The organism is Flavobacterium sp. (assembly GCF_035292545.1).
Classification (GTDB): domain Bacteria; phylum Bacteroidota; class Bacteroidia; order Flavobacteriales; family Flavobacteriaceae; genus Flavobacterium.
Window position 1 is genome coordinate 17,821 of the sequence record NZ_DATDPV010000019.1, and the last position, 14,267, is coordinate 32,087.

General features: G+C 35.5%; 10 protein-coding genes and 1 pseudogene. 10 read left to right on the forward strand and 1 reads right to left on the reverse strand.

Annotated features, from left to right (window positions below):
* The first annotated feature begins 4 nt into the window (after window positions 1-4).
* The 5 genes from VI621_RS02840 to rfbB all read left to right on the forward strand — a co-directional run bounded on the left by VI621_RS02840 (window position 5) and on the right by rfbB (window position 6,831).
* Window positions 5-787, forward strand: coding sequence for a polysaccharide biosynthesis/export family protein (locus VI621_RS02840; protein ID WP_324216882.1), 783 nt, complete (start codon window positions 5-7; stop codon window positions 785-787).
* Between the two features lie 12 nt (window positions 788-799).
* A complete protein-coding gene (locus VI621_RS02845; protein ID WP_324216883.1) occupies window positions 800-3,235 on the forward strand; it encodes a polysaccharide biosynthesis tyrosine autokinase in 2,436 nt (811 codons plus the stop codon).
* 86 nt (window positions 3,236-3,321) lie between these two features.
* Window positions 3,322-3,696, forward strand: a complete 375-nt coding sequence (locus VI621_RS02850; protein WP_324216884.1) for a four helix bundle protein — start codon at window positions 3,322-3,324, stop codon at window positions 3,694-3,696.
* 219 nt (window positions 3,697-3,915) lie between these two features.
* The gene (locus VI621_RS02855) at window positions 3,916-5,307 is read left to right on the forward strand and encodes a UDP-glucose 6-dehydrogenase (protein ID WP_324216885.1); all 1,392 of its coding nucleotides are present in this window, start codon (window positions 3,916-3,918) and stop codon (window positions 5,305-5,307) included.
* 477 nt (window positions 5,308-5,784) lie between these two features.
* Window positions 5,785-6,831, forward strand: coding sequence for a dTDP-glucose 4,6-dehydratase (rfbB, locus tag VI621_RS02860; RefSeq protein WP_324216886.1), 1,047 nt, complete (start codon window positions 5,785-5,787; stop codon window positions 6,829-6,831).
* 491 nt (window positions 6,832-7,322) lie between these two features.
* Here rfbB and VI621_RS02865 read toward each other — a convergent pair whose 3' ends face one another.
* Complete coding sequence (locus VI621_RS02865; RefSeq protein ID WP_324216887.1) at window positions 7,323-7,463, reverse strand: hypothetical protein; 141 nt, start codon at window positions 7,461-7,463, stop codon at window positions 7,323-7,325.
* Between the two features lie 206 nt (window positions 7,464-7,669).
* Between VI621_RS02865 and VI621_RS02870 the strand changes: the two genes are divergently transcribed.
* The 5 genes and pseudogenes from VI621_RS02870 (at window position 7,670) to VI621_RS02890 (ending at window position 14,257) form a co-directional block, all read left to right on the forward strand.
* The gene (locus VI621_RS02870; RefSeq protein ID WP_324216888.1) at window positions 7,670-8,539 is read left to right on the forward strand and encodes an ABC transporter permease; all 870 of its coding nucleotides are present in this window, start codon (window positions 7,670-7,672) and stop codon (window positions 8,537-8,539) included.
* A gap of 144 nt (window positions 8,540-8,683) precedes the next feature.
* Window positions 8,684-9,449, forward strand: a pseudogene (locus VI621_RS14800) (ABC transporter ATP-binding protein); the annotation flags it as partial.
* A gap of 475 nt (window positions 9,450-9,924) precedes the next feature.
* Window positions 9,925-11,250 carry a glycosyltransferase gene (locus VI621_RS02880; RefSeq protein ID WP_324216889.1) on the forward strand — a complete coding sequence of 442 codons (1,326 nt, stop codon included), beginning with the start codon at window positions 9,925-9,927 and terminating at the stop codon, window positions 11,248-11,250.
* A gap of 3 nt (window positions 11,251-11,253) precedes the next feature.
* Entirely contained in the window at window positions 11,254-13,149 is a 1,896-nt protein-coding gene (locus VI621_RS02885; protein ID WP_324216890.1) for a DCC1-like thiol-disulfide oxidoreductase family protein, read from the forward strand.
* Complete coding sequence (locus VI621_RS02890) at window positions 13,139-14,257, forward strand: acyltransferase (RefSeq protein ID WP_324216891.1); 1,119 nt, start codon at window positions 13,139-13,141, stop codon at window positions 14,255-14,257. The genes VI621_RS02885 and VI621_RS02890 overlap by 11 nt, the downstream gene beginning before the upstream one ends.
* The last annotated feature ends 10 nt before the right edge of the window (window positions 14,258-14,267 follow it).

Consider the following 14,267-nt stretch of genomic DNA (forward strand, 5'->3'; position numbering starts at 1 on the left):
AATAATGAATAAAACAACACTCTGTTTTTTAATGCTGGCCGGACTTTTCTTTACTTCCTGCGTACCAACAAAAGACTTAATTTATCTTCAAGACAAAGACAACGGAGCGGGAAATACCCCCATGAGTCAGGTAATGTCTAAGCCTTATAGAATCCAGTCTAATGATATTTTGACTATTGCGATAAAAGCCATAGACGAAAAATTAGTAACGATGTTTAATATTGGCGGATCAGCCCAAACGGAAGAAGGGGCTTATTTTCAGGGTTATGGCGTAGATGATCATGGAAATATCCGGGTTCCGGTATTGGGGGAACTCAATGTTTTGGGCTATACCACGGAAGAAATCAGAATAAAAATAGAGACCCTTTTATTAGCCGAATACTTTAATAAAGAAGCCAATATTTTTGTGACCGTAAAATTAGCCGGATTCAGATATACTACTATGGGAGAGATTGGAAGCTCTGGGTCAAAAGTATTGTATCGGGATAAGGTCAGTATAATGGAAGCCATTGCTAATTCAGGAGATATTAACATTACAGGGAACAGAAAAGAGGTGGTTGTCATGAGACAATTTCCCCATGGAACCGAGATGCATGCCATTGATTTAACCGATATCAATGTGATGCAATCACCGTATTATTATTTGCAGCCCAATGATTTTATTTATATTAAACCATTGAAACAAAAATCATGGGGAACAGGAACCACAGGAATACAATCGTTTACGACCATTATATCTGTATTGACCCTGCTGATTTCGACCTATTTGGTTTTTAAAAGTCTATAATTTACGACAAACATGCTGGACACAAAAGATTTTACGTTTTTCGAAAGCCAAAACAACTTTGACTTTAAAGGGTTTTTAATCAAAATATTAAGTTATTGGAAATGGTTTGTGGTGAGTCTGATTATCGCCTTCACCATTGCCTATCAGGTTAATATCAGAAAGGAAAAAATTTACGGCGTTGAAAGTTTAATTAACATAAAAGAAGAAAACAATCCGTTTTTTACGTCCAATACCAGTCTGGTTTTCAATTGGGGCGGCACTTCGGATAAGATTCAGACGGTAGTGACCATATTGAAATCACGCTCGCATAATGAATTGGTGGTGGCCAAACTGCAATACTATATCCAGTATCTGAAACAAGGAAAATACAAACTCGAAGACGCCTATGGTGAGGCTCCCTTTTTTGTTAATATAGACCAATCGAAAGGGCAACTTTTAGGAAAAACCATTGGCATCAAGTTTATCAATCAAACGGAATATGAGATCAGGATTCCTTTTGAAAGCCCTCAGGTGTCCTTGGTTAATTATGCCACTAACAGCAACACGACCACAGCAGTGGCTGTAGAAGGGTTTGTAAAGAGATTCAAAATTGGAGAAGCTGTCTCCCTGCCTTTTTTGCATTGGACATTAGAGTTGGGAGAAAATGCCGCCGATTATGCAGGGAAAGAATTTTTTGTAAGCTTTGGTGATTTCAATGGGACAGTGGCCGGTTACAGAAATATTAATATTGAGACGGATGCTAAAGGCGGTTCGATATTAAAACTGGGTATGCAGGGGACCAACAAAGCCCGAATGGTCAATTATCTGAACACCACCGTTGAAGTGCTGCGCAAAAATGAATTGGACAGCAAAAACCAATTTGCCAAAAACACCATCATGTTCATTGACAGTACCCTGCTGGCGATGGAAAGACAGTTGAAAGCAACCGAAGGGGAATTGGAGGATTTCAGAAAAGATAAAAATGTCTTTGAACTCGAAGGGGATGGCAGTAAAGTATCAGATAAGCTTTCAGGGTTTGATGTCGAACGGGATGCTATTAACAGAAAAATGGCTTATTACAACAGGCTGAAATCCTATTTGTCCAATAGCACTGATTATTCAAAACTACCAGCTCCGGCCGTTGCGGGAATAGATGATCCCAATATCGTTAGCGGGGTTTCAAAATTAATCGCGTTATCTACCGAACGTTCTGCTATGGCGTATGCCGTTAAGAATGATAAAATTTACAGGGAATTTGACAATCAGATGGAAGCGGTTAAGCGAGTGCTTCTTGAAAATATTGCCTCGGCTAAAGTGGCGATTCAATATGATTTGTCGATGGTCAACAGAAATATTGGCGAAGCGGAAAGCACTATGAAAAAATTACCTGAAGCGCAGCAGGAACTAGTGAAGATCAAAAGGAAATACGATTTGAGCGATAATATTTACAATACTTTTTTACAAAAAAGAAGTGAAGCAGATATTGTAAAAGCCGCCAATGTATCCGATATTCAGTTTATAGATCCTGCGAAGGATGTTGGCGGTGGTTTATTAGGACCAAAAACAAGCGTGAATTATATACTGGCGCTGTTTTTAGGCTTGTTACTTCCCTTGTTGGTTGCCTTTACGCTAACTTTTATGGATAATAGTATTCTCAGCACCGATGATATTGCGAAACTGACAAATATTCCAGTGATAGGCGTTACCGGTGTGAATACTGGTAAAACGAACCTTGCTGTTTTTGAAAAACCAAAATCGGGATTAGCCGAATCGTTCCGGGCCATCCGTTCTTCTCTGCAGTTTTTATATAAAAAACAAAATGTGGTCGGGGCAAAAACCCTGATGATCACTTCCTCCATCAGTGGAGAAGGGAAATCGTTTTGTTCGACCAATATCGCTACCGTTTTTGCGTTAAGCGAAAAAAAGACCGTCATCGTGGTATTGGATTTAAGAAGACCAAGAATATTCGGAGATTTTAATTTAGAAAATACGCACGGAGTAGTTAATTATTTGATTGGTCAAAAAACAGTCGATGAAATTGTTCAAAAAACGCATATAGCGTATCTGGATGTCATCAGCTCGGGGCCTATTCCACCCAATCCATCGGAATTGATTCTCGGTGACAGCATGAAAGAGCTATTGGATGATTTGAAAACCAGATACGATTACATCATTTTAGATACGCCACCGGTAGGTTTGGTTTCTGATGCCTTAGAATTGGCGCAGTATTGCGATGTGACACTGTATATCGTCAGACAAAATGTAACCAAAAAAGGCATGCTTACCTTGGTCAATGACAAACACAAAAGGAAAGAATTGAATAACATCAGCATTATCCTAAATGGATTTGAAAGCAAGGCCAAATATGGCTACGGCTACGGTTATGGCAATTATTCCGGAGGGTATTATGATGAAGAGCAGCCTGGAAATTTTTTAGAAAAATGGAGAAAAAAAATTTTTAGGAAGTAGGGGTGTGGGTTGTCAGTTATGGGTTATGAGTTATGGGTTTTGGGTTATCAGTTATGGGTTATGGGAAATCAAAAATTCAGTAATGGATGAAAAGCTATAAAGATTTAGATATCTATAATTTAAGTTTATCGTTGTTTTATAAAACGCATGCGGTATCTTTAAAACTCCCTAAATATGAATTGTATGAATTGGGAAGCCAGGTAAGAAGATCATCAGATTCGGTAGTAACAAACATTTTGGAAGGATATGGAAGAAGACGTTATAAGTTTGATTTTATTAAATTCTTAACTTACTCTCATGCCAGCAATCTGGAAACTATTTGTCATTTAGAAAAACTGCTCTTACTTTACCCTGACTTAGCAAATGAAATAACTTTGCTTCAAAATGAATATGATACATTAGGGGCTAAACTATTTTCTTTTCTGCGGTATGTGGAGAATAATTGGAATAAATTTGAGTGAGGGGATTTGGGTTATGAGTTATGGGTTTTGAGTTATCCGTTTTCGGTTTTGAGTTGTGGGTTTTCTGTTATCGGTTTTCTGTTATCCGTTATGGGTTGTCAGACAATAGAGAACTGAAAACGGACAACCGAAAATAGACAACGGACAACCCATAACGGATAACAGAAAACCGATAACAGAAAACCGCCAACGGATAAAAAAAAACAGAAAGTTAAAAAAATGAAAATAACAAAAATATGCTGCATCGGGGCAGGTTATGTGGGAGGGCCAACCATGGCTGTTATTGCGCAGAAATGTCCGGATATAAAAGTGACTGTTGTAGATTTAAATGAGGAGCGAATTGCAGCCTGGAATGACCCCAACGTCGATAATATTCCAGTCTATGAACCGGGCTTAGGTGCTATTGTTGCTGAAGCAAGAGGCAGGAATTTGTTTTTCTCCACCGATGTGGAACGCGCCATTGATGAAGCACAATTAATTTTTATATCGGTGAATACCCCCACCAAAACCTATGGTTCGGGGAAAGGTATGGCTGCCGATTTAAAATATATTGAACTTTGCGCCAGACAAATTGCTAAAATTGCCAAAGACGATAAAATTGTAGTCGAAAAATCTACTTTACCGGTACGGACCGCGGAAGCCATTAAAAGTATTTTGGACCATACCGGAAACGGGGTTCAATTCCAGATTCTTTCCAATCCGGAATTTTTGGCCGAAGGAACGGCCGTACAGGATTTATTGCATCCCGATCGTGTTTTGATTGGTGGCGATGCTTCGGAAGAAGGTAAAAAAGCGATTCAGGCCTTGGTAGACGTGTATTCCAACTGGGTCAGTGAAGATCGTATTCTGACTACCAATGTATGGTCATCGGAATTATCAAAATTAACCGCGAATGCTTTTCTGGCACAAAGGGTTTCTTCGATCAATGCGCTTTCGGAACTTTGTGAAAAAACTGGGGCAGATGTCAATGAAGTGGCCCGTGCCATTGGCATGGACAGCAGAATTGGTCCTAAATTCCTGAAAGCCTCCGTGGGTTTCGGAGGATCTTGTTTTCAAAAGGACATTTTGAATCTGGTTTATATCGCAAAATCCTATGGGCTGCATGAAGTAGCAGATTATTGGGAACAGGTAATCATCATGAATGACCATCAGAAAAGGAGATTCGCCAAAAACATCGTCAGTACCTTATACAATACCATTTCCGGTAAAAAAATCGCTTTTTTAGGCTGGGCTTTCAAAAAAGACACTAACGATACCAGAGAATCAGCAGCCATTTTTGTTGCCGATGATTTACTGAATGAACAGGCCCAAATTGCGGTTTATGATCCCAAAGTATCCGAAAAACAGGTACTGTGCGATTTAGACTATTTGGAAACCCGAACAACAGAAAAAAATAAACAAGGCATCACTGTATTTGAAAATCCTTATGAAGCCTGTCAAAACGCTCATGCTATTGCGATACTAACCGAGTGGGATGAATTTAAGAATTACGATTGGCAACGCATCTATGACCATATGCAAAAACCGGCCTTTATTTTTGATGGCAGGAATGTGCTTGACGGCAGGAAATTAGCAGACATCGGATTTGTGTATCAAGGAATTGGTTCTTAACCCGTTTGGGCGTAAGATTAAAACCATTCCCTATATTTTTTATTGGTCACAGGAATAGTTAAAAATATGTACTTTGGTGCATTTCACTTTAGCTTCTAAAATTTTTTTGCCACAGATTGAATAGATTATCACTGATTAATCTGTGTGAACCTTTCTAATTTGCGGCAAATCTTTGGACTTTCAGTCCATAGTGGTTTAGTTTATTGGCATAGGGATAGTTAAAACTAGGTACTTTGGTGTATTTTGCTTTAGCTTCTAAATTTTTTTTGCACAGATTAAATAGATTATCACTGATTAATCTGAGTGAGTCTTTCTAGTCTGCCAAGCCAAATTTATGGACTTTCAGTTCCTAGTGTTTTAGTTTATTTAACAAAAGATACGCGAACGGCCCTTTTTAATAATAAAACCCTACGGGATGTTCTTACTATTTTTGGTTTTAAAAAAGCCATAAGAAAACAGGATAACAACTTACAAAAAATGAAAAAAATATTGATTACCGGCGGAGCTGGTTTTATAGGATCCCATGTCGTACGCCGATTTGTCCAAAAATATCCGGCCTATCAAATCTATAATCTGGATGCACTGACTTATGCCGGGAATCTCGAAAATATTACCGATATAGAGCAAGCGCCGAATTATACTTTTATAAAAGGCGATATTACAGCGGAATCTTTTATCAACCATTTGTTTGAGCAGCATCAGTTTGACGGGGTGATTCATCTGGCCGCCGAATCGCATGTCGACCGTTCTATCGAAGACCCGCTGGCTTTTGTAAAAACCAATGTCATCGGGACGATGCATTTGTTGAATGCCGCCAAAAAGCAATGGGAGGGAAAGGAAGCGACAAAGCGTTTTTACCACATCAGTACCGATGAGGTTTATGGCAGTCTGGGTGCCGAAGGTTTGTTTACAGAAACAACTCCGTACGACCCCAATTCCCCTTATTCGGCTTCAAAAGCCAGTTCCGACCATTTTGTCAGAGCCTATGGGGAAACGTATGGTTTGCCTTATGTGATCACCAATTGCTCCAATAATTACGGACCCAATCATTTTCCTGAAAAGCTGATTCCACTTTTTATCAATAATATTATCAATAACAAAGCCTTGCCCGTGTATGGTAATGGAAAATATACCAGGGACTGGCTTTTTGTAGAAGACCATGCCGTGGCGATTGACCTGGTTTTTCATGAAGGTAAAAATCATCAAACTTACAATATAGGCGGTTTCAACGAATGGCAAAATATTGACCTGGTCAAATTATTGTGTCAGATCATGGATGTAAAATTAGGAAGAGTTCCCGGAACTTCCGAAGCCTTAATCACTTATGTAAAAGACCGCCCAGGTCATGATTTGCGTTATGCCATTGATGCCTCCAAAATAAATAAGGAATTAGGCTGGAAACCATCAGTTACTTTTGAACAGGGATTGGACAGAACGGTGGATTGGTATTTAGCTAATGAAACGTGGCTGAAAAATGTGACTTCTGGTGAGTATGCGAAGTATTATGAGAAACAGTATGAGTGAGTTTTAAATTATGAGTTATGAGTTGTAAGTTATGAGATTGCTTCGCCTGTTCGCTACGCTCGAGTCTTCCTTTGTCGGAATGACAGTAGATTGTTTGATAATTCGATTGTTCGATTGTTTGATTGTTTGATTGTTTGATTGTTTGATTGTTTGATTGTTTGATTGTTTGATTGTTTGATTGTTTGATTGTTTGATTTTACCTCTTCACTTTTTTTGCTCCTTGGATTATTATGAAATTTAGGGATTAATTCGCCTGTTTGCTACGCTCGAGTCCTCCTTCGTCGGAATGACAGGGTGCTTTTTTTGTCATTCCGACAGAGGAGGAATCTCTATACTTCTTGTTGTTTAAACTTCATCATTTAAATAAATCTATGTTCTTAGGAATGCTAGGGTTTTTTAGTCTTTGTCATTCCGACAGAGGAGGAATCTCTATTTTTTTGCTTTTAAATTTCATTATTTAAAAAATTCCATGAGGGATTTTGATTATTTGATTATTCGATTGTTGGATTGTTGGATTGTTGGATTGTTGGATCTGTTGGATTTGTTGGATCTGTTGGATTTGTTGGATTTGTTGGGACGATGTCGGAATTGGTGAATGGAGAGTTTGTTATTTCGTACCTGTGATTATTCACTTCCCTTTAAAAACACGTAAGATTATTCATTATCGAATAGCTTTGATTACAAAATGGACTACCCAAAGGGTGCTTTTTACCTATTAATTGTTATATTTGGTGCGTTATTATTATAAATTTGAATAATTTATAACGATTGTTTTGGCGCATGGATTAAATTCGGCTTAAAAACAAAATAAGAACCCAATGATTTTTAGTATACAACAATGAATAATAAGGAAAATAGCAGTGCGGAATGGTTGTTTGAAATCACACCCAAAAACAAATTTTTTTCGCTGAATCTTAAAGAAGTCTGGCAATACCGGGATTTACTGATGCTTTTTGTAAAAAGAGATGTTGTGACGGTTTATAAACAAACCGTTTTAGGACCGCTTTGGTATCTCATACAGCCTTTGTTTACCTCGGTTACCTTCACCATTATTTTTAATAATGTGGCCGGAATCAATACCGGTAGTGTGCCTCCTTTTTTGTTTAACTTAGCCGGAATCACGGTTTGGAATTATTTTACAGCCTGTCTCAACGGTACCTCCAATACCTTTGGCAGTAATGCCGGAATTTTTGGCAAGGTCTATTTTCCCCGAATTATTGTTCCTCTTTCTATTGTAATATCTAACCTGTTAAAATTTGGAATTCAGTTTTTTATATTCATTTGTTTTTATCTGTATTACTACCTTCAAGGAGCTGCAATAGGGATGAATGCAGCGACTTTATTCTTTCCGTTATTGATTGTTATGATGGGTGTTTTGGGATTGGGATTGGGGATGTTTATCTCCTCTTTAGTTACTAAATATCGGGATTTCAGTAATTTGGTTGGTTTTGGTGTACAACTATTGATGTATTTGTCAGCAGTAATGTATCCTATGGCCTTGATTAAAGAAAAATTACCTAGTTACGGTTGGTTAGTGGAATACAATCCGTTAGCCTATGTGATAGAAACTACGCGATATATGTTACTAGGTGTTGGACAAATATCTGTTTTGGGATTAGCGTATACCTTTCTGATAACAGTTATTGTGTTCTTGGTGGGGGTTTTGATATTTAACAGGACGGAGAAGAGTTTTATAGATACGGTTTAGGCAGGCGATCGTTAGATTGTTCGACTATTAGATTGTTAGTTCTACTATTGACATTAAAACTTGACATTAATATAAATTACAGGTTGTTCGATTTATCAGATTACCATTTTCAGATAATTCACAATTCACAATATACATTCACAATTGAAAAAAGACATTATATTAAAGGCTGAGAACATCTCCAAGCAATACCGCTTAGGATTAGTAGGCACAGGAACTTTGACTCACGACTTCAATCGTTGGTGGCATCAGATTCGAGGTAAAGAAGACCCGTATCTTAAAATTGGTGATACTAATGACCGTTCCACTAAAGGGACCAGCGATTATGTATGGGCCTTACAGGATATTAATTTTGAAGTACAACGGGGTGAAGTTTTAGGAATCATTGGAAAGAACGGAGCAGGAAAATCTACGCTGCTCAAGATATTATCTCGTGTTACGGCGCCTACAACCGGAAGTATTAAGTTTGGTGGTCGTGTTGCTTCTTTATTGGAAGTGGGTACCGGGTTTAACGGAGAGATGACCGGGCGTGAAAATATATTCTTAAACGGCGCTATTCTTGGGATGACCAAAAAAGAAATCACCTCTAAAATAGATGCAATCATTGATTTCTCCGGTTGCGAACGCTATATTGATACTCCGGTAAAGCGATATAGTAGCGGGATGTATGTGCGATTGGCTTTTGCCGTAGCCGCTTTTCTCGAACCTGATATTTTAATTGTTGATGAGGTGCTGGCTGTAGGTGATGCCTAGTTTCAGAAAAAAGCGATTGGTAAAATGCAGGATATATCAAGATCAGGCGGTAGAACGGTGTTGTTTGTCAGCCATAACATGGCAGCCGTGAAGAGCTTGTGTACCAGAGGGATTGTTTTAGAACATGGGAGGGTAAAATACGATGGTAATATTGATAATGCTTTGTCTAAATATTTAGAATTGAATTCAGAGGAGGAAGAAACTTCTACTATAATATATGAAGGGGATGACAGTAAAGAGGCCCAAATTTTAGCGGTAGAGTTAAGAGACGAAAATAACAATAGAGTTAATGAATATTTCACTGATCAGGATGTATATATTCAGATAACTTTAAAAAATAATTTTCACGAGGAAAATGCCCGTTTAAATTTTTCTATTTTAGATAAATACGAAAATTTAATTTTTATAAACCGTAGAGCATTGGATTTTACTGGGATAACCACTTGGAAAGTAAAAGTACCCAGAAACACTTTAATTGCAAATTCTTATATTATAGGTTTGGCTATAGACATACCGAAAGTAAGAGTGTTGGACTTTCCTCAAAGAAAACTGAATCTAAATATCATTAATCTTGCACAGGAAGAATTTAAGGAAGGGGATAAAGAAAACGGAATTTTTAAAATACCGGTGAAATGGGAGAGGTAAAGAGAAAAATTTTATTGTTATCTGCAGGAGATGTCAATGGTGCTTATGAAGCAATTTACAGATTGGGTTTGCTTTTTGAGGAAGAAGGGCATCAGGTCTCGATGTTGGTAAAAAGCAAAACACAAAGCAAAGATTTTATTATACCTTATAAGATACCTTATCAACATTATAAAAAGAAAAGTATTTGGCTTCGCATTTTTAATAAAATTGAAAGTAAAATAAAAGTCAAGCCTAAAGCGCAAACTACAAGTATATTGTTTGATCCCAATTATGATTTTATAAGCATTGATGAAACAAATACTAATGTAGATTCTGAGCAAATTATAAAACTGATAGGTTTTGTTCCTGAATTTATTTATACTGGTATGACCACTGGATTCATGAATTCAACCGATTTACTTAATCTGCAACAATTAACCAATGCACAGGTTTATAATATTACAGTTGACATGAATCATTTTACAGGGGGATGTCACTTTGCGTGGGACTGCAAAGGTTATATAAACGGTTGTGATACCTATTGTCCGGCAGTTTTAAGTCCAGTAGGAAAGAAAATCCCTAAAATTAATTTTGAAACAAAACTCAAAAATGCGCAACTAGGTAATTTTAAAATTATTGCAGGTTCTGGGTGGACATTGAAACAAGCTAAAGAATCTAAAATTTATAAAAATCAAATGTCTGTTTTAAATATAAATGGACTAATTGACACTAAATTATTTAATACAAAGAATAAAGACATTTCTAAAAGAGTATTTGATTTAGATAAAAATAAATTTTATATATTAATGGGGTGTCAAGATGCTAATAGTAAAAGAAAAGGATTTGAGTATTTACTTGAATCATTACAAATTCTTGCGAATAACTTAACTGAATCACAGAAGAATAGATTAGAAGTTTTAATTGTTTCTAGAGGTAAAATAAATTCATTTGATCAAATTCCGTTTCCAAAAAGACATATAGATTATGTAAAAGATTATAGATTGTTGGCTTTATTGTATCAGGCTATAGATGTATTTGTAAATCCTTCTATTGAGGATTCAGGGCCATTAATGATATGTGAGGCTTTGGGATGTGGAACGCCTGTAGTAGGTTTTGATATGGGAGTTGTAAATAATATGGTGGTTACAGGGTACAATGGTTATAAGGCAATTTTGAAAGATAGTAACGATCTAGCTAAAGGGATTCAAACTATTTTTGAGCTTTCTATAGAAGAGTATATTACGTATTCAAATAATGCTGTAAAAATGGTTGAAGATTTCTCTTCTCTTGATTATGCAAAATCAATTTTTGAAAGTATTCATCAAAATTCATAAGTGATGTATAAATTCATTGATAAGATTTTTAATTTGAAGACAGATGCTATCGGACTTTCTATTTTCAGAATGTTTTATAGTGTCATATTATTTTGTGAAATTACCCAACTCTATCAGTTTCGTCATATTATTTATGATAAAGACCCCTTTATTTACACTGGAGAAATTGATGTGGCGTTTTTATTTTACTTTTGGTTTGTCATCCTTGCTTTCTTATTTCTTGGCTTATTTACAAGATTCACCACTATAGTCAACTACATTTTCTCGGTTATTATTTTTAGTTCTGCTTTGCATTTTGAATACCATGTTTTTTATGCCTATGTTGGCTTAAATTTTTTATTGCTTTTTTTACCGGTTTCGAGAATTTTTTCATTGGATAGTTTATTGAAAAAATTAAAATATACCCATATTGGAAAACCCTTTACTATAGACAAAACGGTTATGGAGATTAATTATTTAGTTCCAGTTTTTGTAGCTATAGGATTGGTCTATTTTGATTCCATTTTTCATAAGTTCTCCAGTAAAATGTGGATGGATGGTTTAGGCGTCTGGCTTCCTTCCAGTTTACCTATGATAGTCTGGAATGACACTTCTTTTTTATTGAATCAGGAGTGGGTCGTTAAGTTTTTGGGTTATTTGGTTTTGGTTTTTGAAACCGTTTTTATTTTTTTATTCTGGTTTAAAAAATGGCGTGTGCCTTTATTGTTGGTAGGCCTTTTTTTTCATTTCGGAATATTAATTGCCTACCCGATACCATGGTTTGCCTTAACTGCAATAGGTGTTTATTTGCTTTTAATTCCCCCCGTTTTTTGGAGAACTATTTTAAATGGGATACAATCTAAAAAAACACGCTATACTTTTTATTATGATGCGGAATGTCCCCTTTGCAATAAAGTAGTGGTGGTAATACGTCATTTTGATTTGTTTCATACCATCCAATGTCGAACCGTTCAAGGAAATTATCTTGATGATGCGGTTTTAAAGTCATACAACGAAGAAGCTTTGCTGATTAATATTCACGGAGTAACTTCATCAGGGAAAGTGTACGTGGGCTATTGGGCTTATATTCAATTATTAAAATCTTTGATGTACACCTATCCATTAGGTTTATTGGGTTCCTTACCCGGAATTTCTTTTCTGGGAAAAAAAGTATATCATTTTATAGCAGGCAACCGGTTAACGGAAAGATGTACAGTCGAAAATTGTAATCTGCCGGTATATCAACTCCCATTAGATGAAAATCAGGATCTACTACTGAAAGGCTGGAACCAATTAGCAATAACCAAATTATTCTGGAAAATCATTTTAGTGTTTTTCATTCTGGCACAAGGTTTAATGATTTGGTTTTCTCCGAGTGTTCAAAGTATCTTACCCTATAAAAATTATTTGAATCAAGTGGTTTCGATACCCTATGAACATTCAAAATGGTTTTTGGTAAAATATTTAGGGATTACGCACCACCCCGTTTTTATGTTTAAAGACCACTTTGATGGTTATAATCATATTTTTAAAATTGAATATACAAATGGCAGCAACAGCGGTTCAGTGCCTATACTGGATAAAAATGGAATACCCAACAAAAGTTATATTAACGGTGCTTTATGGGTAAATTATACTTTCAGGGTAAATGCCCCGAATTTAAATATCGATAATTTTGAAAAGGGCATGGTTCCTTATTTAAGGTATTTTGAGAACAGTAAAAAGGCTAAAAATTTTAAATATTCTTTTTATGTAAAAGAAATTACGCCTAAAGAAGAATGGAATCCTGATTTTCTTAAAATTCAGATTTCGAAACCCTGGATTAGGGTGGGCGATTGTAAATTAATTAATGAGAAAGTTGAGTTTGTCTGGAATACTAAAATGCAGGAAATTTTAGAAAACGAAAAAAATGAAAGATAAATTATTTTTTAGTGGGCTAAATGAATTGCGAGCATTTGCTGCTTTGGCAGTAGTATTTCATCATATTGAGTTGTATAAACATAGATTGAAATTAAGTTCTTTATATGATGTTAGCATATTAAACAATATAATTGGACATTTAGGGAAGAATGGCGTTTTTTTGTTTTTTGTTTTGTCTGGATTTTTAATAACATATCTTTTGTTAGAAGAAAAAGTAGTTAAAGGCAACATTTCAATTTCCAAGTTTTATAGTAGGAGAATATTAAGAATTTGGCCACTATATTTCATAATATTAATACTTGGTTTTTTTATTTTACCATGGGTATATAGATTATTTCCGAGTTTTTTTTATGGACAACTCTATTACAATGAGAGAATTGAACAACTTGTTTATGGGGACAATTTACTGTTGCATTTGTTTTTTTTATCGAACGTAGCCTTGCAAATTTTTGGAGCAGTGGCTGGAGTTTCACAATCTTGGAGTGTTAGCGTAGAAGAACAGTTTTATCTTATTTGGCCTTGGATTGTGAGTTTTTTTTCAAAAATATTATTACCAGTTTTAATAGGGATAATTCTTTTAATGAACTTGATAAACTATAAAATCGAATTATTTAATTCCTTTCCCTTGTTGAAAGCATTTTTGTCATCATTTAATATCGATTTTATGGCAATGGGAGGAATTATTGCAATACTCTATAGAAAGAATAAAGACTTAGTTCAAAGGTTAATTACAAATAGAAGTGTAATTGTGTTAATAGTACTTTCTTTAATTTTACATTTATGCTGTAAGATATCTAATGTCACCTTATCATTGAGTTTTGGGTTATTAATATTACTTTTCATAGAAAATAATATAAAAATAAAATTATTCTCAGAATTAGGAAAATGGTCGTATGGAATTTATATGTATCATCCTTTGGTTATGTATTTCTCTTTTTCTTTTGTCAATAAAGTGGGCATTACTTCTTTTATTGGAAGTAACTTAACCCTATATTTTTTAATAATCGGATTTACAATTTTAATTAGTTACTTATCTTATAAATATGTAGAATTGTTTTTTCTTAAATTAAAATATAAATATGCGCCAATTACAAGTGGAAATATCTAAGATATTTAAT